This window comes from Nocardia miyunensis NBRC 108239, assembly GCF_001613065.1.
Taxonomy (GTDB): domain Bacteria; phylum Actinomycetota; class Actinomycetes; order Mycobacteriales; family Mycobacteriaceae; genus Nocardia; species Nocardia miyunensis.
This window is the reverse complement of sequence record NZ_BDBQ01000053.1, coordinates 22,638-48,853: the sequence shown is the minus strand read 5'-3', so window position 1 is coordinate 48,853 and position 26,216 is coordinate 22,638. Positions and strand designations below refer to the sequence as shown.

The 26,216-nt window shown below is 67.4% G+C and carries 26 protein-coding genes; 22 read left to right on the top strand and 4 right to left on the bottom strand.

Annotated elements, in window-relative coordinates:
• Positions 1–79: 79 nt before the first annotated feature.
• Both NM2_RS23345 and NM2_RS23340 read right to left on the bottom strand, forming a co-directional pair.
• On the bottom strand, positions 80–1,045 hold the full coding sequence (locus NM2_RS23345; RefSeq protein WP_067672739.1) for an acyl-CoA dehydrogenase family protein: 966 nt from the start codon (positions 1,043–1,045) through the stop codon (positions 80–82).
• Positions 1,038–2,192, bottom strand: coding sequence for an acyl-CoA dehydrogenase family protein (locus NM2_RS23340; RefSeq protein WP_067672735.1), 1,155 nt, complete (start codon positions 2,190–2,192; stop codon positions 1,038–1,040). Before NM2_RS23340 ends, NM2_RS23345 begins: the two co-directional genes overlap by 8 nt.
• Before the next feature lie 87 nt (positions 2,193–2,279).
• Between NM2_RS23340 and NM2_RS50285 the strand changes: the two genes are divergently transcribed.
• The 11 genes from NM2_RS50285 to NM2_RS23285 all read left to right on the top strand — a co-directional run bounded on the left by NM2_RS50285 (position 2,280) and on the right by NM2_RS23285 (position 13,770).
• Positions 2,280–2,795, top strand: coding sequence for a Zn-ribbon domain-containing OB-fold protein (locus NM2_RS50285; RefSeq protein ID WP_245718176.1), 516 nt, complete (start codon positions 2,280–2,282; stop codon positions 2,793–2,795).
• Complete coding sequence (locus NM2_RS23330; RefSeq protein ID WP_067672729.1) at positions 2,788–3,933, top strand: thiolase family protein; 1,146 nt, start codon at positions 2,788–2,790, stop codon at positions 3,931–3,933. Before NM2_RS50285 ends, NM2_RS23330 begins: the two co-directional genes overlap by 8 nt.
• Positions 3,934–3,971: 38 nt before the next feature.
• Positions 3,972–6,116 carry an acyl-CoA dehydrogenase family protein gene (locus NM2_RS49275; protein ID WP_157121259.1) on the top strand — a complete coding sequence of 715 codons (2,145 nt, stop codon included), beginning with the start codon at positions 3,972–3,974 and terminating at the stop codon, positions 6,114–6,116.
• A gap of 144 nt (positions 6,117–6,260) precedes the next feature.
• On the top strand, positions 6,261–7,274 hold the full coding sequence (locus NM2_RS23320) for an LLM class F420-dependent oxidoreductase (protein ID WP_084531462.1): 1,014 nt from the start codon (positions 6,261–6,263) through the stop codon (positions 7,272–7,274).
• A gap of 13 nt (positions 7,275–7,287) precedes the next feature.
• Entirely contained in the window at positions 7,288–8,484 is a 1,197-nt protein-coding gene (locus tag NM2_RS23315) for an acyl-CoA dehydrogenase family protein (RefSeq protein ID WP_067672722.1), read from the top strand.
• Positions 8,485–8,533: 49 nt separating this feature from the next.
• Positions 8,534–9,697, top strand: coding sequence for an acyl-CoA dehydrogenase family protein (locus NM2_RS23310; protein ID WP_067672719.1), 1,164 nt, complete (start codon positions 8,534–8,536; stop codon positions 9,695–9,697).
• Positions 9,698–9,728: 31 nt separating this feature from the next.
• Positions 9,729–10,475: a 3-oxoacyl-ACP reductase FabG gene (gene fabG / locus NM2_RS23305; protein ID WP_439956906.1), complete on the top strand. Its 747-nt coding sequence runs from the start codon at positions 9,729–9,731 to the stop codon at positions 10,473–10,475.
• Between the two features lie 67 nt (positions 10,476–10,542).
• A complete protein-coding gene (locus NM2_RS23300; protein ID WP_084531461.1) occupies positions 10,543–11,187 on the top strand; it encodes a TetR/AcrR family transcriptional regulator in 645 nt (214 codons plus the stop codon).
• Between the two features lie 62 nt (positions 11,188–11,249).
• Positions 11,250–12,020 (top strand): enoyl-CoA hydratase/isomerase family protein, encoded by a 771-nt coding sequence (locus NM2_RS23295; RefSeq protein WP_067672710.1) that lies wholly within the window; start codon positions 11,250–11,252, stop codon positions 12,018–12,020.
• Positions 12,013–12,420, top strand: coding sequence for a nuclear transport factor 2 family protein (locus NM2_RS23290; RefSeq protein WP_067672707.1), 408 nt, complete (start codon positions 12,013–12,015; stop codon positions 12,418–12,420). Before NM2_RS23295 ends, NM2_RS23290 begins: the two co-directional genes overlap by 8 nt.
• A 138-nt stretch (positions 12,421–12,558) precedes the next feature.
• Positions 12,559–13,770 carry an acetyl-CoA C-acetyltransferase gene (locus NM2_RS23285; protein ID WP_067672703.1) on the top strand — a complete coding sequence of 404 codons (1,212 nt, stop codon included), beginning with the start codon at positions 12,559–12,561 and terminating at the stop codon, positions 13,768–13,770.
• Here NM2_RS23285 and NM2_RS52620 read toward each other — a convergent pair.
• Positions 13,692–14,009 carry a GntT/GntP/DsdX family permease gene (locus NM2_RS52620; RefSeq protein ID WP_439956910.1) on the bottom strand — a complete coding sequence of 106 codons (318 nt, stop codon included), beginning with the start codon at positions 14,007–14,009 and terminating at the stop codon, positions 13,692–13,694. The genes NM2_RS23285 and NM2_RS52620 overlap by 79 nt on opposite strands.
• 400 nt (positions 14,010–14,409) lie before the next feature.
• Between NM2_RS52620 and NM2_RS23280 the strand changes: the two genes are divergently transcribed.
• The 11 genes from NM2_RS23280 (at position 14,410) to NM2_RS23230 (ending at position 25,098) form a co-directional block, all read left to right on the top strand.
• A complete protein-coding gene (locus NM2_RS23280) occupies positions 14,410–15,621 on the top strand; it encodes a CaiB/BaiF CoA transferase family protein (protein WP_067672700.1) in 1,212 nt (403 codons plus the stop codon).
• Positions 15,618–16,043 (top strand): Zn-ribbon domain-containing OB-fold protein, encoded by a 426-nt coding sequence (locus NM2_RS23275; RefSeq protein WP_067672697.1) that lies wholly within the window; start codon positions 15,618–15,620, stop codon positions 16,041–16,043. The genes NM2_RS23280 and NM2_RS23275 overlap by 4 nt, the downstream gene beginning before the upstream one ends.
• Entirely contained in the window at positions 16,040–17,251 is a 1,212-nt protein-coding gene (locus NM2_RS23270; protein WP_067672694.1) for a thiolase C-terminal domain-containing protein, read from the top strand. Before NM2_RS23275 ends, NM2_RS23270 begins: the two co-directional genes overlap by 4 nt.
• 40 nt (positions 17,252–17,291) lie before the next feature.
• On the top strand, positions 17,292–18,761 hold the full coding sequence (locus NM2_RS23265) for an aldehyde dehydrogenase family protein (protein WP_067672691.1): 1,470 nt from the start codon (positions 17,292–17,294) through the stop codon (positions 18,759–18,761).
• Positions 18,762–18,801: 40 nt separating this feature from the next.
• Complete coding sequence (locus NM2_RS23260; protein WP_067672688.1) at positions 18,802–20,004, top strand: amidohydrolase family protein; 1,203 nt, start codon at positions 18,802–18,804, stop codon at positions 20,002–20,004.
• A 1-nt stretch (position 20,005) separates the two neighbouring features.
• The gene (locus NM2_RS23255; protein ID WP_067672685.1) at positions 20,006–20,215 is read left to right on the top strand and encodes a ferredoxin; all 210 of its coding nucleotides are present in this window, start codon (positions 20,006–20,008) and stop codon (positions 20,213–20,215) included.
• Between the two features lie 3 nt (positions 20,216–20,218).
• Positions 20,219–20,998: an SDR family NAD(P)-dependent oxidoreductase gene (locus tag NM2_RS23250; protein ID WP_067672682.1), complete on the top strand. Its 780-nt coding sequence runs from the start codon at positions 20,219–20,221 to the stop codon at positions 20,996–20,998.
• Positions 20,999–21,001: 3 nt separating this feature from the next.
• Positions 21,002–22,249 carry a cytochrome P450 gene (locus NM2_RS23245; protein ID WP_067672679.1) on the top strand — a complete coding sequence of 416 codons (1,248 nt, stop codon included), beginning with the start codon at positions 21,002–21,004 and terminating at the stop codon, positions 22,247–22,249.
• Between the two features lie 90 nt (positions 22,250–22,339).
• The gene (locus tag NM2_RS23240) at positions 22,340–22,774 is read left to right on the top strand and encodes a nitroreductase family deazaflavin-dependent oxidoreductase (protein WP_067672676.1); all 435 of its coding nucleotides are present in this window, start codon (positions 22,340–22,342) and stop codon (positions 22,772–22,774) included.
• A 14-nt stretch (positions 22,775–22,788) separates the two neighbouring features.
• The gene (locus NM2_RS23235; protein WP_067672673.1) at positions 22,789–24,339 is read left to right on the top strand and encodes an AMP-binding protein; all 1,551 of its coding nucleotides are present in this window, start codon (positions 22,789–22,791) and stop codon (positions 24,337–24,339) included.
• A gap of 72 nt (positions 24,340–24,411) precedes the next feature.
• Positions 24,412–25,098: a TetR/AcrR family transcriptional regulator gene (locus NM2_RS23230; protein ID WP_245718175.1), complete on the top strand. Its 687-nt coding sequence runs from the start codon at positions 24,412–24,414 to the stop codon at positions 25,096–25,098.
• Between the two features lie 40 nt (positions 25,099–25,138).
• Here the strand turns inward: NM2_RS23230 and NM2_RS23225 are convergent, their stop codons facing one another.
• A complete protein-coding gene (locus NM2_RS23225; protein ID WP_067672670.1) occupies positions 25,139–26,194 on the bottom strand; it encodes a phosphotransferase in 1,056 nt (351 codons plus the stop codon).
• Between the last annotated feature and the right edge of the window lie 22 nt (positions 26,195–26,216).

The window sequence follows — 26,216 nt, the reverse complement described above, 5'->3', positions numbered from 1 at the left end:
GCGGGGGCTCACACGCGTCGAGGCCGGGTGATCCGGGCGGGGAGGTGGCGGGTCACTCGATGTGGAAGGGGAACGCCGGTCAAACCAGCCCGGCCAGGTGTAGAAGCTCCGGATACTCACCGCCGGAACGGATTTCGCGCCCCATCTCGACGATCAGATCGGCCGAGGACCCCGCGACGGCGTCGAGGGTGAGGATTCGCCGGTGCAGGCGGTTCACCGAGTACTCCCAGGTGAAGCTGATCGCGCCGGTCGCCTGCGTGATCGCCTGCACGACCGCATGGCCGACGCGTCCGGCCATCGCCTTGACCGCTCGTGCCAGGGCCGGATCGAGATCTCCGGCAACGGCTTTCGCGACGGCGTGATCGAACAGGCAGGCCAGCTGATAGCGTTCGGCGGCGGCCCACGCCAGAATGTGCTGTACCGCTTGGTAATTCCCGATGGCCCGGCCGAATTGACGACGGGTGCGGACGTAGGCGGTCGCGTCGTCCAGCAGCCGGTCGCATGCGCCCAGAATCTCGGCGGCGATGCCGAGACGGGCTCGTGCGACGAGGTCGTCGCGGAAATCCCGCGCGAGGGTTTCGGTCGCCAGGGCCGTACCGGACACGGCGGTGAGGTCGACGAGCGTCAAGTAGTTGTCGGCCTGGTCCGCCGGACGCCCCGCCGCGAACGGGTCGGGCACGACCATTACCCCGGCGCCGGGAACATCGACCACGACATCGGTCGATTCCGACAGGCCCGGGACCACGTATCGTGTTGTGTCCAAAGCGAATCCGGCGACGATGCGGCCTTGCTCGGGTACCGCGCCCCAGGTGGGCCGGGGGCCGGTCAGTGCGAATCGGCCGAGCGTATCGGTCCGGCCCGCGTGGTATCCCTGGGCTTCGAGGAAGGCCAGCACCGGCCGCGGGTCCTCCGGGCCGGAGTGCGGTTCGAGCAGTTCGTCCAGTCCGAATGCCCGGACGGCGGCATCCCCGTCGAGGCGGCCGAAGATCGGCAGCGCCGCCTCGCGGAACGCGATGTACTCCGATGGGCGCAGTGTCTCAAGCATTTTCGAGTCCGAGGATGTGGCGGGCGATGGTCATCAACTGCATCTGTTGAGATCCTCCGTAGATCGTGACGATCCGCGAGAACAGGTACTCCTGCTGGAGCACCGCGGCGGCGTCGGAGCCGTCGGGAATCGCCACACGTGTGCCATCGATATCGCGCAGCGTGTTGTAGACGGTCTGCTCGGTGCGTGTGGTCAGAAGTTTGTTGAAGGCCGAATCCGGCCCGAGTTCCCGGTCCGCGGCTTCGCGTGCGAGCAGGTTGATCGCGGCGGACCGGACGCCGAGCAGCCCGAGCGCGGCCTCGCCGACCTGGCGATCACTGTTCTCGCTCATCGATTTCGACGCGGACGTCAAATTTTCGCGGTACCCACAGTGCCGGACCCAGGACAGTGTGCCGCGTTCGTGCGCCAGCAGATACATCGCCGCGCGCCAACCGCCCCCGACATCGCCGATGATCCGGCTCGGCGGCACCCGCACGTCGTCGAACCTCACCTGACCGAGTTCGTCGGTGCCGTTGGCCTGACGGATCGGGCCCGCCGTGACCCCCGGCGACCGCAGATCCACGGCGATCATCGTCAGCCCGCGATGTCGTTCTTCGGCGGTCCCGGTACGCACGAGCGCGAGGCACCACCGCGCGTACCCGACCCAGCTGGTCCAGATCTTGGCGCCGTTGACCACCCAGTCGGAGCCGTCTAACTCGGCGCGAGTGCGCAGCGAGGCGAGGTCGGAACCGGCCTCGGGCTCGGAGAATCCTTGTGCCCAAGGCTGACTCCCGTCCAGGAACCGTGGCAGGACGGTCCGCGTGAACTCCGGGTCGGCGTATCGCACCAGGGTCGGGGCCACGATCTCGAGATGCTCGAAGACGACCGGGCCGCCCCAGCCCGCCCGGAAGAGTTCGTCGTACATGGCCGCTCGGTGCAGGATCGTGCCCCCGTGCCCGCCGAATTCCTCCGGCCAGCCGATCCGGCCCCAGCCGGCGTCGTAGAGCAGACCCCGCAGCCGCTTCGCCGTCGCCACCCGCGCGTCGTAGTCCGCGCGGGCGGGCAGCAGGGGAGCGAGTTCGGCGCGGTTGTCCGCGATCCAGTCGCGGAACCGGTCGACGAAGTCGCCGAGACTCGACCCGAGCAGGTTCTGGCTTTCGGCACCCACGAATCCTCCAACCGTCACACTGCCACTTACTTTGATTTCGACGTCAGTGTAGAATTTGGGCAACGCTCGCACAAGACGATCGAGCCCTTGGCATTCCGGCTGACGCTCGGGGTGGTGCGGAGGCTGGATCGGTGGGAAAGGGTGCTCATGGAGAGCTGGAAACCGGTGGCCGAGGAACTGTTCACCTGGCCGGACGACAATCCCTCGCTGATCGCGGGGCGCTGTGGCGACTGTGCCGCCGTGGCCTTCCCGCTCCGGCCCGGCTGTCCGCGGTGCGGCGGTACCGCGATGCGGCGAGAACTGCTGGAGCGCGACGGTGTGCTCTGGTCGTGGACGTCCCAGGGCTTCCGGCCCAAGGCGCCGTTCTCGGGCAGTCTGCTCGGCGCGGGCGCGGAGCCCTGGTACGTCGGCCTGGTCGAGATCGGCGGGAAGATCAGGGTCGAGAGCCTGCTGACGGGAGTCGGCGAGAACGATCTCGAGATCGGTATGCCGTTGCGCCTGAAGGTGATTCCGTTCCACACCGACGAATCCGGTGACACCATAGCGGCTTTCGCGTTCGAGCCCGCGACCGCAGCGCAGACCACGGAGGCCGCCAATGCCTGACGTAGCGATCATCGGCGTGGGCCTGCACCCCTTCGGCCGTTTTCCGGGAAAGCCCGCGTTGGAGATGGGCGCGTATGCCGCCCGGATGGCCCTGGCCGATGCGGGCGTCTCGTGGCCGGACATCCAGTTCGCGGTGGGCGGCAGTTTCGAGGTCGACCAGCCCGACGCCGTGGTGGCCCAACTCGGCGTGACCGGTATTCCGTTCACCAATGTGTACAACGGCTGCGCTACAGCGGGCAGTGCGCTCTCGGTCGCCAGGCAGACGATCGGACTCGGCGAGCATCAGCTGGGTCTGGTTGTCGGACTGGACAAACACGAGGGCGGGGCGTTCACCTCCGATCCCACCGATTATGGCTGCCCGGCCTGGTACGGCGAGCTGGGACTGTTCCTGACCACGAAGTTCTTCGGGATGAAGATCAATCGGTATATGCACGATCACGCGATCACACCCGAGACCCTCGCGGCGGTGGCGGCCAAGAACTACGCGAACGGCGTGCTCAATCCGAACGCATATCGGCGCAAGCCGCTGAGCGTCGAGGAGATCCTCGGATCGCGGATGCTGAATCATCCACTCACCCAATACATGTTCTGCAGTCCGGACGAGGGCGCCGCGGCTCTGGTCGTATGCGACGCCTCGATCGCGCACCGCTACACCGACACCCCGATCTACCTGCGCAGCGTGGTGACCCGCACCCGTCGCTACGGAGCCTACGAGGTGCACACCCCGGCGACGTCCACCGACGACATTCCGGCTCCGACCGTCGATGCGGCGCGGGCGGCATTCGAGATCGCGGGGATCGGCCCCGAGGACGTGCGGATCGCGCAGTTGCAGGACACCGACGCAGGCGCCGAGGTCATCCATATGGCCGAGGTCGGACTCTGCGCCGACGGGGAGCAGAACGACCTCGTCGCGCGCGGGGTGACCGCGCTGCGCGGCGCGTTGCCGGTGAACACCGATGGCGGACTGATCGCCAACGGCGAGCCGGTCGGCGCGTCGGGCCTGCGGCAGGTGTACGAGCTGGTGACCCAGATGCGTGGGCGGGCCGGTGACCGACAGGTCGACGGCACGCCCACGGTCGCCCTGGCCCAGCTCTACGGTGCGCCCGGTGTCGCCGCCGTTTCGATCCTGAGCCGATAGCTCACCAACGTGTCTGAGAGAAGGAACCACGCGAACCCATGAGTGAGAGCGCGCAAGCCCTCGATCGCGAAGAACTCCAGCTGCTGGAGAGTACTGCGAGGAAAGTCTTCGAATCGGATGCCGGGCTGGGGGAATTCGGTGAGCTCGGTCTGATCGGCCTGCTGACGCCCGAGGCCGGCGGTGGCGATGGGTGGCGCGTCGTGGAGGCGTCGGTGGTCGCCCGGGAAGGCGGGCGAGCGCTGAGCCGGACACCGTGGGTCGCGGCGGCGGTGGCGGCGGCAACGGTCGCCGCGTCGCCGGACGAGACGGCGCTTCGCCGTCTACTCGCGGGCGAGACCGCCGTCGCGCTCGCGCGGTCGAACGAATCGGCGGACGGCGCCGGGACGACCTCCGGCACGGTGATGGCGATCGGGAGCAGAACGCCTGGGGCGCTGCTTGTTTCGGGGGTTTCCGGGCTGGTGGTCGTGCCCGATGTCGCCGCGCTCGCGGTCCAGGAGATGGACGACGGCCTCGACACCACCCGGGACCTCGCGCTCGTCACGCTCGACGATGCCGCGTCCGTCGCCGCCGGGGATTCCGAGCTGCGGGCCGCGCTCATCCTGCTGATGTGCGCCGACAGCGTCGGGGCGCTCGCCGGTAGCGCCGAATTGCTCACCGAGTATCTGGTCGGGCGAGATGCCTACGGCCAACCGCTGGCGTCGTTCCAGGTGATCGCGCACCGGCTGGCCGATCTGGCGGTGTTGGTCGAGGCCGCCGACGCATTGATCCACAGTGCGGCAACGGCTTTGGCGGCGCGGGAGCCGCGTGCCGGGAAACTGGTCGAACTCGTCCACGGGTATCTCGCGCAGCGGTGTGTCGCGGCACTCGACGACTGTATTCAGCTCGCGGGCGGAATCGGGTTCACGTGGGAGTGGCGGCTGCACCACGCGATGCGCCGCGTCGCGGTGAACGCGTCGCTGCATCCGGTCGACACGGACGCCGCCGCTCTGCTGGGTGCTTCGACCGCGCGCGCCGATGGCGACGATTCGGCGGATTTCCGTCGGCGAGTCCGTGACGTCATCGTCCGGCACCGCCCGTACGAGGCGCGGGAGGGCCACCGCGCTCCCGAATCGGCGGAACAGGAACGCCTGCTGCGGAATTGGTATCGCACCCTGTACGACGAGGGCTTGCTCGGCGCCTCGTGGCCGCCCGAGTGGGGTGGGCGCGCGGACTGGGCGCCGGGGCAGGACCTGATCCTGACCGAGGAGCTGATCCGGGCACGCGCCCCGCGGCCCATCGACCAGGTCGGCCTGGCCGCCCATGTGCTGCTGCGGTTCGGTACCGAGGAGCAGAAGAAGCGTCACCTGCCGCCCATTCGCGAGGCGCGCGACATCTGGTGCCAGCTGTTCAGCGAGCCCGGCGCGGGAAGCGATCTGGCGGGCATCACCGCCCGCGCCACACGGCGTGCGGACGGGAGTTGGGTTCTGGCGGGCCAGAAGACGTGGACGACCGATGGTCACTGGGCGCAATTCGGCCTCGCGCTGCTGCGAACCTCGACCGAGACCAAACGGCACGACGGGATCACCGCGTTCATCGTGCCGATGGACTCGCCCGGCCTCGAGGTGCGGCCCAAGCCGACGATCGGCGGCGCGCACGAATTCAACGACGTATTCCTGGACGGTGTCGTGCTCGCGCCGGAACAGGTCGTCGGAGAGGTGGGCCGGGGCTGGTCGGTCGCGATGTCGGGCCTGGATCTGGAACGGTTCACCGTCGGCGCGAATGTCGTTCTGCTGGAACTGCTTCTGACCGATGTCCGCACGGTCGCCGAGCAGGTCGAGGTGGACGGCGTCGCGCTGATCCACCGCGCCGACATCGCCGCGCGGATCGCCGATCTGATCGCGCAATTCGCCGCCGCCGAAAGCTTTCTCGACGCCCATGTCGCCCGCGTGCTGGCGGGCCGCGAGGGCGAAGCGGAGGCTCCGATCGCGAAGATCCTGTACAGCGAGACCTACAACCGTATCGCCCGATTCGGGGTCGAACTCGCCACGGCTCATCAGCCATTGCCCGCGTCGACAGCCGCGGCCGCGAAGCGGTTGCAGGACGCCTGGCTCTGGTCCCGGGCGCTGACCATCTCGGGCGGCAGTTCGGAAGTGATGCGGAACATCATCGCCAAACGACGACTGCGGCTTCCGAGTGGCCGCTGACCACGCGGTATCGCGGACCCCGCATCCGGCCCCGCTCGCTACCAGATGACTCACAACCGACATTGCCGCCCCACGGCCGCGAGGCCGACCGGCTACGACTCATTTCCGAGGTGAACCTTCGTGTCTCGACTCCGATTGGCGGTCATGCTGCCTCCGAACGCCGACGTCGACCGGGCCGCGCGGCTCGCTCGCACTTATGAGGACGCCGGGGTGGATGTCCTCGGGGTGCCCGAGGCATACGGCGTCGATGCCGTCAGCTGGCTCGGATATCTCGCGGCGGTGACCGATCGGGTGGAACTGATGGCCCAGGTGCTGCCCATCTACTCGCGCACTCCCGCGCTGACCGCCATGACCGCGGCGGGGATCGACCGGGTGTCCAAAGGACGATTCGCGCTCGGCTTGGGGGTGAGCGGTCCGCAGGTCGTCGAGGGGTGGCACGGGGTGGCCTACGACGCCCCGCTCGGCCGGACCCGCGATGTGATCGAGATCTGCCGGAAGGTGTGGCGGCGGGAACGGCTGGAACACGACGGGGACCGCTACCGCATTCCGCTGCCGGGAGGCACGGGTCTCGGGAAGCCGCTCAAGCTCGTCGATGTGCCGCTGCGCGAGCGGATCCCGCTCTACGTCGCGGCGCTGGGCCCGGCCAATACCGAGTTGACCGCCGAACTGGCGGACGGCTGGGTGCCGTTCCTGTACATCCCCGAGCGCGCGGACACGGTGTGGGGCGAGGCGTTGACGCGGGGTACGGCCAAACGCTCGCCCGACCTCGGACCGCTCGAGATCGTGGCGGGCGGGCCGATGGCGGTCGGCGACGATGTCACGCACAAGCGCGAACTCGATCGGGATCATCTGGCGCTGTACGTCGGCGGTATGGGCGCGCGGGACAAGAACTTCTACAACATCGTCGTCCGCAAGTACGGGTTCGAATCCGAAGCCCGAGAGGTTCAGGATCTGTATTTGGCGGGCAACCGTACGGAGGCGGCCGCGAGGATTCCGGACGCACTGCTCGAGGGCACCTCGCTGATCGGCGACCGGAGTTATCTGAAGGACCGGTTGGCCGCCTATCGAGAACGCGGGGTGACCGTGGTTCAGGTGCAACCGGTCGGCGACGATCCGGTCCGGGATCTGCGGGTCTTCCGCGAGATCCTCGACGACTAGTACTGGAGGAGATATGCCCGAACTCTGTGCGACAGAGGGACTTACGGATATTCAGCGCGACATCCTGGCGGCGGTACGGGTCTTCGTCGACGAGCAGATCCTGCCGGTCGCGACCGAACTCGAGCACGCGGACGAGTATCCGGCCGAGATCGTCGAGCAGATGAAGAAACTGGGCATCTTCGGACTCACCATTCCGGAGGAGTTCGGTGGTCTGGGGGAGTCGCTGCTGACCTACGCGCTGGTCGTCGAGGAGATATCGCGCGGGTGGATGAGCGTGAGCGGCATCATCAATACCCATTTCATCGTCGCGTATCTGCTCCTTCAGCACGGTACCGAAGAACAGAAGCGACGCTATCTGCCGCGAATGGCCACCGGAGACTTGCGTGGCGCGTTCTCGATGTCCGAACCGGAACTCGGCTCGGACGTGAGCGCGATCAAGACCAGTGCTACGCCGCGAGACGGCGGATACCGAATCAGCGGACAGAAGATGTGGGTGACCAACGGCGGCTCGGCCAATCTGGTCGCGGTACTCGTGCGGACCCCCGAAGGCAGCGATAAACCCCATCGCAATCTGACGACATTCCTCGTCGAGAAGGAACCGGGTTTCGGCGAGGTCGCCCAGGGGATCACGATTCCCGGCAAGATCGAGAAAATGGGTTACAAGGGCGTCGACACCACCGAGCTGTTGTTCGACGGTCACGAGATAAGCGCCGACCGGATCCTCGGCGGCGTACCGGGACGAGGCTTCTACCAGATGATGGACGGAGTGGAAGTCGGGCGCGTGAATGTCGCCGCCCGAGCGGTCGGCGTCGCCACCCGCGCTTTCGAGCTCGGGATTTCCTACGCGCAGCAGCGCCGGACCTTCGGCAAGAAGATCGCCGACCATCAGGCGATTCTATTCCGCCTCGCCGAGATGGGCACGAAAGTCGAAGCGGCACATCAGATGGTGGTGCGCGCGGCCCGTATCAAGGACGCGGGCAATCGCAACGACCTCGAGGCCGGAATGGCGAAGTATCTCGCCTCGGAGTATTGCCGCGACGTGGTCGAGGAATCGTTCCGCATCCACGGCGGGTACGGGTTCGCCAAGGAGTTCGAAATCGAACGTCTGTATCGCGAAGCGCCGATGCTGTTGATCGGCGAAGGCACCGCGGACATCCAACGCATGATCATCGGCCGTCGGCTGCTCGAGGATTACGCGCTGCCCGGCTGATGTCCGGCCGTGACGATCGTGCCCCGCACAGAGAAAGTGACAGCATTTCATGTCGGAAGTGAGCTCCGAAGACTTCGAACCGATCCTGGCACAGGTTCGGCAGTTCGTCCGCACCAGGGTCGTTCCGCGCGAGCAGGAAATCCTCGACACCGATTCCGTTCCCGCCGATATTCGTAAGCAGGTAGCGGAGATGGGGTTGTTCGGTTACGCGATCCCGCAGGAGTGGGGTGGCCTCGGACTCGATCTCACCCAGGACGTCGAACTCGCGATGGAATTCGGTTACACCGCACTGGCATTGCGGTCGCTGTTCGGCACCAACAACGGAATCGCTGGCCAGGTTCTGGTCAATTACGGTACCGAGGAACAGAAACGGCTCTGGCTCGAGCGAATCGCCTCGGGTGATGTGGTCGCCTCGTTCGCGCTGACCGAACCCGGCGCGGGATCGAATCCGGCGGGACTGCGGACCAGGGCGGTGCGCGAGGGCGACGGCTGGGTGATCGACGGCCAGAAGCGGTTCATCACCAACGCGCCGGCGGCCGATCTGTTCGTCGTATTCGCCCGCACCCGGCCCGCGGATGATTCCGGTCCCGGCATCGCGGTCTTCCTGGTTCCCGCGGACAGCGCGGGTCTTCAGGTCGGGCCGAAGGACAGGAAGATGGGGCAGGAGGGTGCCTGGACCGCCGATGTCACCTTCAACGGCGTCCGGGTGCCCGACTCGGCGCTGATCGGCGGCAGTGAGGACGTCGGGTATCGGGCGGCGATGACCTCCCTCGCGCGCGGTCGGGTGCATATCGCCGCGCTGGCCGTCGGATCGGCACAGCGTGCTCTCGACGAATCGGTGGCGTATGCGGCCGTGGCCGAGCAGGGCGGTACGCCGATCGGCGACTTCCAGCTGGTCCAGGCGATGATCGCGGACCAGCAGACCGGCGTCATGGCCGGTCGCGCCCTCGTGCGCGATGCCGCCGCCCAGTACGTCAGCGGTCGCGACCGCCGCATCGCCCCGTCCGTCGCGAAGCTGTTCTGCACCGAAATGGTCGGCAATGTGGCCGATCTCGCGGTGCAGATCCACGGTGGCACCGGCTATATGCGCGGCGTGCCGGTCGAGCGAATCTACCGCGAGGTCCGCCTGCTGCGGCTCTACGAAGGCACCAGCGAGATCCAACGGCTGATCATCGGCGGCGGACTCGTTCGTGCACAACGCAAATCCGAGTAATTGTTCAATTTCCGAATGAATGGAGTCCGCTGTGACCCGACCACTTCTGGCAGACCGCACCGCGGTGATCACCGGTGCGGCCCAGGGTATCGGCTATGCGATAGCCGAACTGTTCGTCGGTGAGGGCGCGCGCGTCGTCCTCGGCGACCTGGACGGCGATCTGGCCGCCGTCGCCGCCGAGAAACTAGGCGGCGCGGGGACGGCGGTCGGCGTCGCGTGCGACGTCACCCGATCCGCGGACGTCGACGCACTGCTCAGCACGGCCGTCGACACGTTCGGCTCGGTCGACGTCGTGGTCAACAACGCGGGCATCACCCGCGACGCGACGATGCGCACCATGACCGAGGAGCAGTTCGACCAGGTGATCGCCGTTCATCTGAAGGGCACCTGGAACGGGACGCGCAAGGCCGCGGCGATCATGCGGGAGGCCAAATCCGGTGTGATCGTGAATGTTTCGTCGATCTCGGGAAAGGTGGGTATGGCCGGGCAGACGAACTACTCCGCCGCCAAGGCGGGCATCGTCGGGATGACCAAGGCGGCGGCCAAGGAAGTGGCCCATCACGGCGTGCGGGTCAACGCGATTCAACCCGGACTGATCCGCACCGCGATGACCGAGGCGATGCCGGAGCGGATCTGGAACGAGAAGCTGGCGGGAATCCCGATGCAACGCGCGGGCGAACCCGCCGAAATCGCCTCGGTGGCATTGTTTCTGGCGTCCGATCTGTCCTCGTACATGACCGGAACCGTGCTCGAGGTGACTGGCGGACGCTTCATGTGAGCCGACGTCGTTACGCTGCCGTTCGGCGGCGCCCGGACGGGCGCGTGCCAGAGAGGAGACTGTCGCGATGGATGCCGGGCCGCGTTCGGCGAAGGGCCGCCGCACCCGTGCTCGCCTGTTGGAGGCGGGTAAAGCGGTGTTCGAGCGAGATGGGTTCCTGCAAGCCAGGATCACCGACATCGCGAACGAGGCGGAGGTATCGCACGGGGCGTTCTACCACTACTTCGACTCCAAGGAATCGCTGTTCCGGGAGATAGCCGGAGAGGTCGAGGTGCGCCTGGTATCGATGGACGACATCGCGCAGCACAGCGGCGGCGGAGGCGGCGGCGCGGTCGACCGCATTCGCGCGGCGAACCGTTCCTATCTGCTGGCATACCGTCGTGAGGCCAAGATCATGCGGGTGATCGAGGAGGTCAGCCGCTACGACGACGACGTCCGCGCGGTCCGGGTCAAACGCGACGACCTGCTCGGGCTGCGTCTCGAGTCGGCGATCGCCCGGTTGCAGGCCGACGGGGCCGCGGACCCGAGGATCGACAAGCGTTATGCGGCAATGGCACTCGGGGGAATGGTCGCGCGGTTCGCCGAGACGATGTTCATCGGCGGCTGGTCCTACGACCTCGAGCTGGCCGTCGAGCAGTTGACGCTGCTCTGGGCCAATGCTCTCGGCCTGGACATGGGCGATCCGCGGCCGCCTCGGCCGCGCGCCGACTAGTTTTCATTATTGACGTCGACCAATATTTTCTGACAATCTGACAGCGGTGCGAGGAGGTACCCATGCCCGCAGGTGATGTCCTGCTTATCGAACAGGACGACGACGGTGTCGCGCTCGTCACGTTGAACCGGCCGGATGCGTTGAACGCGGCGAACGAGGAATTGCACGGGCGGATATCCACGGTGTGGGCTGAGCTGGCCACCCGTCCGGGTCTTCGCGCGGTGGTTCTCACCGGTGCGGGCAAGGCGTTCTCGGCGGGCGGTGATCTGCCTCTGCTCGACCGGATGACCCGCGATCTGGATCTGCGTGCTCGGATCATGTCCGAGGCGGCGACGCTCGTGCGTGACCTGACAAATCTTCCGGTGCCGGTGGTTTCGGCAGTCAATGGTCCGGCGGTCGGGCTCGGGTGCAGCCTCGCCTCGCTGTCGGATCTGGTCGTCATGGAGCAGGACGCGTACTTCGCGGACCCGCACGTGATGCTCGGACTCGTGGCCGGTGACGGCGGTGCGTTGACCTGGCCGCTGAACATGGGCCTGCAGCGCGCCAAGGAATGGCTGCTGCTCGGCGGACGGATGTCGGCGGAACAGGCGTTGTCGTTCGGGCTCGCCAACCGCGTCGTCGGGCCCGGCGAGGCCGTGGCCGAGGCGCGCAAGCTGGCGGGCAAGCTGATCGCCCTGCCGCCGCAGTCGTTGCGCGAGACGCGCAGGGTGCTGAACCAGCCGCTGCTGGCCAGGATCGACGATGCCCTGGACGACGTGCTGGCGGCCGAGACGAAGTCCTTCGACGAGCCCGCTTTCCGCAGCAACCTCGCCGGGATGATGCGTCGTGGCTGAGGCGGGGCTCACGCTCGGCGATCGCCGGGCCATCGATGATCTGCTGTCGGAATACGCGCTGCGCCTGGACGTCGACGATGTCGAGGGCGCGGCGGCGCTGTTTACCGAGGACGGCGAATTCGAAACGTACGGAAGGGTTTTCGCGGGCCGCGACCGGATCCTGCGGATGTTCGTCGCCGCGCCCAAGGGCGTGCACCTGGCCGGGCGATCCACGGTCGCACCGAGTTCGGGCGGGGCCGACGTGCGGATGCAACTGGTGTTCTTCCCCGCCGACTCGGCTCCCCGGAGACTCGCCGTGTACGACGTCGGTGTCCTGCGAGCCGGTGACGGCGGCTGGGTGATACGGCGGATGCGATGCCGGTTCATGAACGCCGAAGGGATCCTGGGGCCCAAGCCCTGATCTGCGGGCCGTCGGGTGCTGGTCGGACTCGGCCGCTGAATATGCTGCGGCACAACACAATCAGCCAGCATTCGATGATCCGCGTGCTCGAAGGTCTTGCTGTTGGAAAGCTCCGCTATCTGGAGAGAGGCGAACGAAATGCGCGACGCGGTGATCTGCGAGCCACTCCGGAGCCCGGTGGGCCGCTACGGTGGCATGTTCAAGGATGTGCCCGCGGCGGATCTCGCCAGCTCCGTGCTGCGAGAACTGGTGCGGCGCACCGGAATCGACGGGGCCGATGTCGACGACGTCCTGTTCGGCCAGTGCTATCCGAACGGTGAGGCGCCCGGTATCGGACGGGTGGCCGCGCTCGACGCGGGCCTTCCGGTGACGGTTCCCGGACTGCAACTCGACCGCCGGTGCGGTTCGGGCCTGCAAGCGGTCATCGATGCCGCCATGCGAATCCAGACCGGCGTCTGCGATCTGGTCATCGCGGGCGGGGCCGAGAGCATGAGCCAGGCCGAGCACTACGCGCTGGGCCTGCGCTTCGGGTTGCGCGGCGAATCCACCGAACTCGCGGATCGCATCGGCCGCGGCCGGATCACCGCGGGCGGCAAATTCCACCCGGTGCCGGGCGGAATGCTCGAGACCGCGGAGAATCTGCGCCGGGAGTACTCGGTGACCCGGGAGACACAGGACGAACTCGCGCTGCACTCGCATCAGCGGGCGGTGGCCGCGCAGGCGGACGGCCGGTTCGCCGACGAGATCGTGCCGATCACGGTGTCGACCCGCAAGGGCGAGGTGGTACTCGACCGAGACGAGCATCCCCGTCCCGACGTATCCCTGGACACGCTGTCGGCGCTGAAACCCGTTCGCCTGAAGGTGGATTCGGAGTCCACCGTCACCGCGGGCAACTCCAGCGGTCAGAACGACGGCGCGGCGGCCTGCATCGTCACCACCCGCGAGAAGGCCGAGGAGCTGGGCCTGCGGCCGCTCGCCCGCCTGGTGACCTGGGCGGCCGCGGGTGTCGAGCCGTCGCGCATGGGCATCGGACCGGTGCCCGCCACCGCGGCGGCCCTGTCCCGGGCGAATCTGACACTCGAGGATATGGACCTGATCGAACTCAACGAGGCCTTCGCGGCACAGGTCCTCGCGTGCACCGCGGCGTGGAAGTTCGGCGACGGTGATTTCGACCGGCTCAACGTGAACGGTTCGGGGATCTCGCTGGGACATCCGGTCGGCGCGACCGGGGTACGGATACTGGCCACCGGCCTTCGTGAGTTGGATCGCCGTCAGCAGCGGTACGCGCTGGAGACGATGTGTATCGGCGGCGGGCAGGGCTTGGCGGCGGTTTTCGAGCGAATCGCCTGAGGGACAACATATTTCGCCATCCATGGGCGGCTCGGTGAGATGGGGAAGTCGTGTGCGGTTCGCTGCCGCGACCGGTACCAGCGCCGGGTGAAGCGGGTCAGCAGCGGCCCGCACACGATCAGCGTGGGCACGGCGACGATCAGGCCGAATGCCGGGGTGAGGCCGAAGTCCGCGTGGTAGGCGCTCACGGCCGCGGTTGGCGCGTGCTGCGCCGGGTCCGGGCCGTGCGCGGCGGCCAGGATCGTGAGCGGGGCCGCGCACCGGAGATCCGTTGCGTGGCAGTGTGATCGACGCGGTGTTGCCGATTCGGCCGCGTTCGATGTAGCGATCCTGAATCGGCGCGATGTCCCGGTTCGGACACAAGGCCTCGGTCTGCACGCTGATTCGGATCCGCTGGTCCGAATGCCGGACCGTCCGAGGCGCCCCGCCGAGCGGTGCGGACGGCGTCCCCGCGGCTAAGCCTCCATCATTCATCGCGATCGGGAACTTGCCGTCTCAGCACCAATGCGAATGAAGCGCCGCTCTCACCGTGATCAGAACCCAGTTGAATAGCAATGTAGACCATTACTTCCCTAAAACGAGAGTGCTGTTCTACTATGAGCACAAGTTGCACTCTCGTGTGGTGTCTGGGAGGAATCAATGGAGGACGGCGCATTCGCCGGTATTCGTGTGGTCGAGCTCGCTCAGTGGGTGTTCGTCCCGGTCGCCGGAGCATTGCTGGCGGATTGGGGCGCGGACGTCGTTCGAGTGGACCACCCGGATGGCGACCCGTACCGCGGGTTGGCCACGCAGGGCATCGGGAGCGACAGCGGCGGCGTCAATTTATCTGTGGCGCTGGCGAATCGGGGCAAGCGCTCGATCGCGTTGGACCTGCGCAGCGACGAGGGGCGCGCGGTACTCGACCGGATCCTGGAGACCGCGGACGTGTTCCTGACCAGCTTCCGGCCCGGCGCGTTGCAGCGCCTCGGGCTCGACGCAGAGAAGCTGACCCAGCGTTTTCCCGGGCTCGTCTACGCCCGCGGGCACGGATTCGGCGTCCGCGGGCCCGGCGCCGACCGACCGGGCTACGACTCGTCGGCATACTGGGCCCAGGGCGGGATCGCACACGTTCTCACGCCTCCGGACCAGGACTATCCGCCGTCTCCGCGCGGCGCGTTCGGGGACCGGAACGCGGCCATGGCCTTGGCATTCGGTCTGTCCACCGCCCTGCTGCGGCGCGAGCGCACGGGCCGCGGCTCGGTGGTGGACGTCTCGTTGCTGGCCAGTGCCATGTGGACCGTGTCCTCGGACATCCTGTCCGCGCTGGGTGGCGCGCGGCCGCGCGGTGTCTCGGGGCGCGGTGGCACGGTCAACCCGCTGGTGGGCACCTACCGGACCGGAGACGGGCGGCACATCCAGCTCGTCTTCCTGCAATCGGATCGCTACTGGCCGGACTTCTGCCGCCTGATCGGCCGGGAGGAGCTGATCGCCGATCCGCGATTCGTGGATCTGCGGGCCCGCGCCGAGAACCATGCCGCCTGCGTCGCCGAACTCGAAAAAGAGTTCGCCGCGAGGTCTTTCGAGGAGTGGAAGGGCCTGCTGGCCACGATCGACGCCCCGTGGGCGCCGGTGCAGGCCATCGAGGAACTGCTGACCGACCCGCAGGTGCTCGCCAACGACTACATCGGCGAGGTGCCCGGCGACGGGGGACCGTCCTACAAACTGCCCACGGTCCCAGTGCAATTCGACGAACGACCCCCGACGCTGCGGCGCGCGCCTGAGCACGGCGAGCACACCGAGCAACTGCTGCTCGAACTCGGCTACACCTGGGATGAACTCGACGGGTTCAAGAGCGCGGGAGTGATCCCGTGACCCTCACTCGCCCCGTGCCGGTGCCCGACGAGCAGTCCGCGCCCTACTGGGAGGCCACGGCCCGGCACGAGCTCCGCATCGCCCGATGTTCGCAGTGCGGCTCGTTCGCCGTCCCTCCGGACCAGGTCTGCCCGCGATGCGGAACGACAGTCCCGGCCTTCAGCTTCGAACCGGTCAGCGGCCGGGGCAGGGTGCGGTCGTGGACCGTGATGCGGCAGTCGTTCCTGCCCGGCTTCGAGGAGGACGTGCCCTTCGTACTGGTCGACGTGGAATTGGTCGAGCAGGCCGAACTCCGCATCATCGGCAAGCTCCTGGACGGCCCGGAAGCCGTTGTGCGAGTAGGAGATCCGGTCACCGTCGCATTCGAGGACCTGGTACCCGGGGTATCGATCCCCGCGTTCGAGATCGCGGCCGGGTCGTGAGCGCCCGGTCCGGGAAACAGGCGGCCATCGTCGGCTACAGCCACAGCACGGTGGTCCGGCACGCCACGCAACCGCTGGGCGCGCTCGCGCTCGAGGTCGCGCGCGACGCCATCGCCGACGCCGGGTTGTCACCGGCGGTGATCGACGGATTCGTCACCGCGGCAATGTTTCCCAGCTCGGGCACGCATGCGGTCGAGGACGGCGTGAGCATGGTGTCGGCCGACTGGCTGGCCGCGCGCATCGGCTCGGTCCCGCGCTATGTCGCGGGTTTCCAGGGCATCGGCCAGATCACCGGCTCGGTCGGCCTGGCCGTCAACGCGATCGCCAGTGGCGCAGCCGATTACGTGGTTGTGCATCGCGCCCTGCACAATCCGGTGGGCCGCTACCACGGCAACACCATGACTCGGGCCGAGGGAACCAACCAGTGGACCGCGCCGCAGGGGTTCTTCGGCCCGCTGGCGATGATCGCACTGCCCTACAACGAGTATCTCCAGCGTTACGGCGCCGATCGAGCGGCCATGGCGGCGGTGGTGGTCGAGGCGCGCAAGAACGGTGCGCGGATTCCCTGGTCCTACTGGCGTGATCAGCCGTTGACCACCAAGGAGTACCTGGCCGCCCCGATGATCACCGATCCGGTCTGCCGCTACGACTGCGACATCCCGGTCGACGGTGTCGCGGCCTTCGTCCTGACCTCCGCCGAACGCGCGAAAGACCTGCCGCACAAGCCCGTTCACGTGGCGGGCTATGCCAGCAGCCCGCCCGCGCCGCGGCGTCTGCCGCTGCACTGGCCGCTGGAGGACATCATGGCCGGCGGCCAGGAGACCGCCCGGCGGCTGTGGCGGAACACCGGCCTGTCACCCGCGCAGATCGATCTGCCGCAGGTCTACGACGGCTTCTCGCCGTTCGTCTGGTTCTGGCTCGAGGTCCTCGGATTCTGCCCGGTCGGTGAGGCCCATCGCTTCGTGTGCGACGGCGGCATCGACAGCGACGTCCCGGGCGCACTGCCCGCCCTGTCCGGCGGCGGCGCGATCGGCAACGGCCGCATGCACGGCGTCCCCCAGTTGCTCGAGTGCTACCTGCAAGTGGCGGGCCGCGCGGGGATACGTCAACGCGCACAGGTGGATACGGCTCTGGCCTGTCACTCCTCGCCGCACTTCGGCGGCGCTATCGCCTTCACCTCGACGCCGACCGCCAAGACCCCGAAATGACCTGGAATTGTGCCGCTCCGCGGCAGGAAAGAGGCTCGCTATGGTAGCGATCATCGCTGAGCGCCGCTCATATGTGGCCGGGAAATGGATCGAGGGCGACAGCACGTTCGCCGTCGAGAACCCGGCCGACGAGTCGAATGTGCTCGACCTGCCCGCCACGCCGGTGACGGAGATCGAACGAGCGATCACCGAGGCTCGACGCAGCTTCGACAGCGGTGTGTGGGCCGATGCCGCGCCGGCGGCACGCGCGAAGACGTTGTCCGCATTCATCGATCACCTCGAGGAATCGGCCGCGCCGCTGGTCGCCACGATGATCGCGGAGGCGGGCCAGCCCACGATGTTCGCCGAATACGCGCAGCTGCGCGCGGGGCTGGCGCTGGCTCGTTCGACCATCGATCTGTATCTGTCACTGCCGCAGGAGGAATCGAATCCGGTTCCGGTCGACGAACTGACCCGCGCGCGGTTGATGCTGAGCATCCGGCGGTACGAGCCGGTCGGTGTGGTGTCGGCGATCACGCCGTACAACGCGGCGTTCCTGATGGGGTTGCAGAAGATCGTCCCGGCATTGCTGGCGGGCAATTCGGTCGTTCTGCGGCCCAGCCCGCTGACGCCGATCTCCTCGCTGATCTTCGGCGTCGCGGCCGAGGCGGCCGGACTGCCGCCCGGGGTGTTCAGCGTTGTCGTGGAGGACGGATCGGCCGGCGCCGAGCTGCTCACCGCGCATCCGGCCGTCGATATGGTCTCGTTCACCGGCTCGACCGTGGTCGGGCGGCGGATCCTGGCGCAGGCCGCGCCGACGGTGAAGCGGGTGGCCCTGGAACTCGGTGGCAAGTCGGCGCAGATCTATCTGCCCGACGCGATATCGAAGGCGGCGGCCGGTGCCGTGGCAGTGATCGCGGCCACCGCGGGCCAGGCCTGTGTCGCCGCGACCCGGATGCTGGTCCCCGCGGAGCAGAAGGACGAGGTCATCGCGGCTGTGTCGCAGGCGTATTCGGCGATCGACGTCGGCGCTCCGACCGATCCGAAGACCGCGATGGGCCCGGTGATCAGCGCCGCTCAGCGCGAGCGCTGCGAACGCTTCGTCGCCCTGGCGCAGGAGCACGGCGGCAAGGTCGCCTGCGGCGGTGGCCGTCCCGCGGGGCTCGAGCGCGGGTACTACTTCGAGCCGACCGTACTGGACCTGCCCGACAACTCCAATCCCGCTGCGCAGGAAGAGATTTTCGGCCCCGTGATCGCGGTGCTCGGATACACCGACATAGACGACGCCGTGCGCATCGCCAACGACAGTCCGTTCGGCCTGTCGGGGCAGGTGTACAGCGCCGACACCGGGGCGGCGACCGCGGTCGCGCGACGTCTGCGCACGGGCGCGGTGAACGTCAACGCCGGGATGTTCAGCGCGTACGCGCCCAGCGGTGGATACAAGCAGAGCGGTCTGGGCCGCGAGCGCGGAGCCGAGGGCATCCGGGCGTTCCAGGAAGTCAAACACCTGGCCATCGGTGAGTTGAAGTGATTCGCGGACGAGAGGTTCGCAGGTAAGAAGGAGGAAGGTAATGGCATCGACAGACCAAGCACTGAACTGGTTGATCTCCGTCGACGATCACGTGCTCGAGCCGCCGAACGTGTGGCAGGACCGGATCGCGGAGAAGGACCGCGATCGCGCGCCCAAACTCGTGCGGAAGGATGATCTCGAGGTCTGGGTCTACGAGAACAGGGCCGTGCCGACCAACGGCCTGAGCGCGGTCGCCGGTAAGAAGAACGAGGAATTCAGCCCCAAACCGGTGACCTATGCCGACATGCGGCCGGGCTGCTACGACGCGCTGGCCCGCGTGCAGGATATGAACGAGGCGGGAATCCTTGCCTCGCTGGCCTTTCCGTCGTTCCCCCGGTTCTGCGGTCAGATCTTCTACGAGGCGCAGGACAAGGATCTGGCACTGCGCTGCGTGCGCGCCTACAACGACTGGATGATCGACGAATGGTGTGCCTCGGCCCCGGGCCGCTACATTCCGCTGGCGATCATGCCGCTGTGGGATCCGAAGCTGGCCGTCGCCGAGATCGAGCGCGCCGCGGCCAAGGGCGCGCGGGGCATCGCCTTCTCGGAAAACCCTGAGCCGCTGGGACTTCCGACCATCAACGACCCCAGCCGGTACTGGGATCCGGTGATGCAGGCCGCCGCGGACAACGAGCTGGTCGTGTGCATGCATGTCGGCTCGTCCTCGACCCTGCCGAACATCGCCTCGGACGCGCCGTTCATGGCGAATCTGGCGTGGGGGGCCACGCGTACCGCGGGCACGATGTTGCAGTGGCTGTTCAGCGACCTGTTCGCGAAGTACCCCAACCTGAAAATCGCTCTGTCCGAAGGGAATATCGGCTGGATGCCGTACTTCCTCGAGCGCGCCGAGCAGGTCTACGACAAGCAGCGGTTCTGGGCCGGACGCGGTGTGGAGTTCGAAGGCCATGCGGCCAGCGAGATTCCGCTGGACATCGATCTGCGCCAGCGATTCCGGGACCACATCTACGGCTGCTTCATCGAGGACCACTCGGGCGTCGCGGCCATCGATGTGCTCGGCGAGGACAACATCATGCTCGAAACCGACTATCCGCATTCGGATTCCACCTGGCCGAACTCGATCCAGGTCGCGAAGAAGCAGATCGGACATCTGCCGGAGTCGGTGCAGTACAAGATCCTGCGCGGCAACGCCGAGCGGCTGTTCCGGTTCACCCCCGCCGAACCGCCCGTGCCGGCGGGAGCCTGAGATGAGCGATCGGTCGGTCACCGTCGACCGTGAACTGTGCATCGGCAGCGGTATGTGCCTGGTCTACGCCGAGAACACCTTCGCACACGACGACCAGGCCAAGGCCGTCGTCCTCGAGGGATCGTCCGATCCGATCGATGCGATCCGAGTTGCCGTCGATGCCTGCCCGGTCTCGGCGCTGCGACTCGTGACCGACGAACAAGGAGCATGAGCGATGCTGCTCGAAGATAAGAACGCCCTCGTCATGGGGGCGGGGTCGGGTGTCGGGGCCGCCACGGCGCTGCGTTTCGCGCAGGAGGGCGCGAAGGTCGTCTGCGCCGACATCCGGCTCGATGGGGCCGAGGAGACGGTGCGCCGGATCCAGGCCGCCGGCGGCACCGCCGTCGCCGTGCGATGCGATGTCTCCCGCGAGCAGGACACGATCGACGCGGTGAGAACCGTCGTCGACGAGTTCGGCAGGCTCGACATCGTTTTCAACAACGTCGGGGTGCCCACACCGCGCCTGGGCGACAAGCTCGAAGACCACACGGTCGAGGATTTCCAGCGACTGGTGGCCGTCAATTTCGGCGGCGTCTTCCTGGGCTGCAAACAGGCCGTCATCCAGTTCAAGCGGCAGGGCGGCGGGGGAGTCATCCTCAACACAGGCTCGGTCGCCGGTCTGGTCGCCTGGGGCGGATCCGTTTACGGCGCGACCAAAGGCGCGGTGCACCAGCTCACCAAGGCGGTCGCGATCGAGGGTGCGCCGTTCGGCATCCGGGCCAACGCCATCTGCCCGGCCGGAATGCCCTACACGAATTTCATGGCGGCCGGCGGGCTCGCGGGTCCGCCGGATGCCATGGCGAAGGTGGCCGAGCAGACCGCGCAGACCCATCCGCTGGGCCGGGCGATCACGGCCGAGGACTGCGCCGAGGCCGCGGTCTATCTGGTGTCCGACCGTGCCGCCAATGTCACCGGAGCCTTGCTGCCGGTCGACGGCGGATATGTGGCGAGGTGATCGATGAGCACGACAGCACTCCTGGACCGTGACAGAGTTCGCGAACTGTTCGATCTGCGGGGCTCGTACGGCGCGATGTTCGGCGGCGGCTACCAGGATGACCCGTACCCGATCTGGCATCGGCTCAGGGAGCAGGGGCCGGTCCATCCCGGTGTGGTCCATGAGCTGACCGGATTCGAGGGCCCGGCCTTCTTCGCCGGTCTGCCCGAGCCCGATCGACCGCATTTCTCCGCGTTCAGCTACGCCTCGTGCGGCGACGCCTACCGCAATCCGGAGGTGTTCGCGTCCTCGACCGAGCCGGTCGATGTGAACAACGGACCGATCACCGCGCTCAACAGCATGCTCTCGATGGGCGGCGCCCAGCATCGCCGATCGAGAGCGCTTGTCCAGCCGTCGTTCGTTCCGGCCAAGGCGCAGTGGTGGATTCGCAACTGGATCGAAGAGGTCGTGGATCTGCTGATCGATGGCTTCGCCGACCAGGGGCGCGCCGAGCTGAACGTGGACTTCTGCGCCGCGATTCCGGTTCTCACGATCACCGGCAGCTTCGGGGTCCCGGTCGAGCAGGCGCTCGATATCCGCGCCGCGATGCAGCGGCCGGACGAGATCGTGGAGATGCTGCGCCCGATCGTGGCCGCCCGGCGGGAGGCCCCGACGGACGACCTCATCAGCGTGCTGGTCCAGGCCGAACTCGCCGACGAGGACGGCGTGACGCATCGACTCACCGACGCCGAGATCTACTCCTTCTCGGTGCTGCTGCTGACCGCGGGATCGGGTACGACCTGGAAGCAGATGGGAATCACGCTCACCGCGCTGCTCCAGCGACCCGATGTGCTCGCCGCGGTACGCGAGAATCGCGATCTGCTGCGTCCGGCGATCGAGGAGTCGTTGCGGTGGACGCCGACCGATCCGATGTTCGCCCGGTACGTCACCCGCGACATCGATTACCACGGGGTGCATCTGCCCGCCGGTTCGGTACTGCATCTGTGCCTGGGTGCGGCCAATCGCGATCCGGAACGCTGGGAGAACCCGGACGAGTACGACATCACTCGAAAGATGCAGTCGTCCTTCGCTTTCGGCAGCGGTGCGCACACCTGCCTGGGCATGCACGTGGCCAGGGCCGAGATGCGCGTCGGGATCGGCGCGCTGCTGGACCGGCTGCCGAATCTGCGCCTGGATCCGGACGTCGAGGCCCCGCGATTCATCGGCATGTACGAGCGGGGCGCCACCGAGATACCCGTGGTCTTCGGGTAGTGATTCGACCGGAACTCCCTGGGCGGCACAGCATCACGTGCTTACCGGAGGCAGGTCGACCTACCGGACACGAATCGAGAGGACAGATTGATGACCGAAAGCGGTTACAAACCACCTGAATTGGCCCTGCTCGGCGCGGAACACGTTGCGCGATACCGGGAAACCGAAGGGGAGGTGGGTTATGAATGGAACGGCGTCCCGACTCTGCTGCTGACCACCAGCGGACGTAAGACCGGCCAATCACGAACGTCCGCACTGATTTTCGCGCGCGACGGGGACGATTACCTGGTCGTGGCCTCGATGGGCGGAGCGCCCAAGCACCCGGCGTGGTACCTGAACCTCCAGGTGAACCCGCGGGTCGAGATCCAGGTGAAAGACCAACACATCCGGGCGGTAGCGAGTACCGCGCCGGAGGCGGACCGCGAGCGCCTGTGGCGGATCGTCACCGCGCAGTGGCCGAACTACGACGTGTACCAGACGCGTACCGAGCGGGTCATCCCGATCGTCGTACTCACCCCGGCATGAGGAGGGAGATTTCCATGCGGACCATTCCCGAGGAGTTGGTGAAGCGTTATACCGCGGAGGGTTGGTGGACCGACGACTCCCTCGGGGATCTCGTGCTCGCCGGGCTCGCGGCCGCACCGGACGCGACATTCCGGGTGCACTCGGAGGTGCGGCCGTGGTCGGGCACCTTCGGTGAGGTCGAACGGATAGCGCGCAGGCTCGCCGAAGGACTGCGGCGGCGCGGCGTCGAACCCGGTGACGTCCTGGCGTTCCAGCTGCCCAATTGGATGGAGGCCGCCGCGGTGTTCTGGGCGGCGACCATGCTGGGCGCGGTCGTCGTGCCGGTGGTGCACATCTACGGCCGCAAGGAGCTGGCCTTCATCATCGACACGGTGAAGCCGAAGGTGTACATCACCGCAATCGGTTTCGGCCGCATGGAATTCCACGCCGATCTGTGTGCCGGGGTGCCGATCACCGGTGTCGTCGGGGACGACTTCGAGGATCTGCTCGCGCGGGAGCCGCTCCCGGCCGCCGTCGCGGTCGATGCCTCGGCCCCGGCGCTGATCGCGTTCACCTCCGGCACGACCCGGAACCCCAAAGGTGTCGTGCACAGTCATCGCACCCTCGGGTTCGAGGCACGTCAGCTGTCCGACACCGCACCGCCCGACCTCGGCCCGACGATCACCGCCGCACCGGTGCGACATTTCATCGGCATGCTCAACGCCTTCCTCATGCCGCTGTTGAAGAACAAGCCGGTGACCCTCGTGGACACGTGGGATCCGAAGCTGGTCCTGTCGCTCATCGCGGAAGAGGGGCTCAGCGTCGGTGGCGGCGTGCCGTACTACTTCACCAGCCTCCTCGATCATCCCGACTTCACCGAGACGCATCTGCGCGGCATGCGGTACGCGGCCATGGGCGGCGCGGCGGTTCCCGCCGCGGTCACCGATCGGCTGACCGGGCTCGGCATCAACGCCTATCGTGCCTACGGCAGCTCCGAACATCCGTCCATCACCGGATGCACCTACGAAATGCCCACGGCCAAAAGGCTTTACACCGACGGGACCGCCATGCAGGGGGTGGAGTTCCGGCTGGGCCCGGACGGTGAGATCCTGAGCCGGGGCCCGGACCTGTGCCTGGGCTACACCGACCCCGACCTGACGGCCGCGGCCTTCGACGACCAGGGCTGGTATCACACCGGTGACATCGGCGTGCTCGATGCGGACGGCTTCCTCACCATCAGTGATCGCAAGTCCGACTTCATCATTCGCGGCGGCGAGAATATCGGCGCGCTCGAGGTCGAGGAGGTGCTGCTCACGATGCCCGGCGTCGCCGAGGCGGCCGTGGTCGCCGCGCCCGACACGCGCCTGGGTGAACATGTGGCGGCGGTGGTGCGCCTGAAATCCGGACACGAGCTGCCGACCATGGCGCAACTGCGCGACCACTGCGCGGAAAGTGGCCTGACCAAACAGAAATGGCCGGAGGAACTGCACGCCGTCGACGAATTCCCGCGCACGCCCAGCGGCAAGGTGCAGAAGTTCCGACTACGCCAGACCCTGCGGCAGGCAGCCGAGACCGGCAACCGATAGCCGAGGGTCCGGTGCTGCGGCGGCCGTCTCGGGTAGCGTTGCCGTACGCCCGATCTGAGAGGATCCCAGCCAGTGACCACGCCGGACTCGTCGTTACGCCCGGACGACACGCCGTCTGCCCCGTGGGCGGATCGTGCGGCGGACAGGTCCCGCGCGGTGCAGCGGTCGCGGGCCCGCAGCATGGCGCAGGCCGAGACGATCGTCGCCGCGGCGCAGCGGCTCATCCTGACCGTGGGATCGTCCTTCACCACGCAGGACCTGGCGAAGGAGGCGGGCATCGCCCTGCAGACCTTCTACCGCCACTTCGCCGGCAAGGACCAGTTGCTGCTCGCGGTGTTCGAGAACATCGTCGGCGAGTGGACGATCGAGATCGAGCGGGCCGCGCGCGGGCTGCCGGATCCGATCGCGCGCTTGCGTTTCTACATCGTCAGCGCGCTGGATACGCTGCGCGGTGACGTCGGGGACGGGCCGCGATTCGTGACCGCTGAGCATTGGCGGCTGTATCAACTGTTTCCGGACGAGATCGCCCACGCGAACCAGTCCGTTGCCGACCTGATCGAACGCGAATTACGCGCGGCCGAGGCGGCGGGACTGATCCGGCCCCGGGACGCGGCCACGGACAGTTGGCTGGCGATGAAGCTGGTGATGGCGGTATTCCATCACTGCGCGTTCGCCTCGAAACCCGACACGATCGACGACGTCGCCGAATACCTGTGGTCGTTCTGTCTGGCCGCGTTCGGCGGCAGCGCGCCGGACTGAATGCCGCGGTGATCCGAGCGGTGGCGGCAGGGCGCTCGGATCACATCCTGCCGGTCGCGGTGTCGTAGACGTCGTGATCGGCCGCGGCCGTGCCCATTCGAACCAGGAGTTCGGTGGTCAGCGACGGGTCGACCTGGATCGTGATGCTCCAGAGATACAGCCCGAGCAGGATGCCGCGGCTGATCGCGTGCCATGCCTCGTCCCAGGACGGCGCGGGCGCGCCGTATTCGGCGAGTGTGTCCAGGTAGTGCCGCAACAGATCTCGTTCCGAGCGGCGGCGGTCCTCGACCGTGAGGGTGGAGGCGATGTGATAGCCGACATCGAGGTACCACCGGCCGCGTTGCACGAGTTGCCAATCGACCAGGGACGGCCGCCCATCACTGTCGAGGTACAGATTGCCGACGTGCGCGTCGCCGTGAATGACGCACTGCGGAGCCGGCGAGGCCGTCTCGATGGCGACCAGCTGCCGAAATTGGTCGAAAAGTGTTTGTGCGCTGCGTATTTCATCGGGCACGCCCGCGCCGATGGGGCCCTCGTAGTTGTAGGTGATCTCCGCCAGCCCGCGCACGGCGAACAGGTGTGCCAGCCGCGGCGCAAGCCAGGACGGCTCCGAGCGCTGGGTGCGGCCCCAGGTCCGCGCATGCAGTCTGGCGAACTGCGCGAGACTCCGGGCGGCCTGCTCCGGGGTGTACGTACTGGTGGCATCGAGAAATGTGCCGCCACCGGCGAGAACGTCCTCGGTGATGATGACGCCGTGCCGGGTGTCCGCGCTGATGTCGGCGTAAACGCTGCGCAGCGTGCGGACTCCGGTGTCAGCGGCCATGTCGCGGTAGAAGTACGCCTTGGGCTCGCCGATCTGCCGCGAGACGCGGCCGATGTCGTTGAAATAGCCCTTCACGCACAGATGTGGTGAAAGCCCCTCGGGCACACCGCTTTCGCATTCGATGGTGAAGCACGCGTTGGTCGACACCCGGTCCACCACCGGCCCGGGACGGACCGCGGTGACCTCGACGCCGGGAAACCTCGGGCGCAATGCGGCCGTGAGCCACTCCGGAGACAGCGCCTGATCCAGGGTCTCCGGTACGGCCGCGGTCATGATGTCGTCCCGGATCGATTGT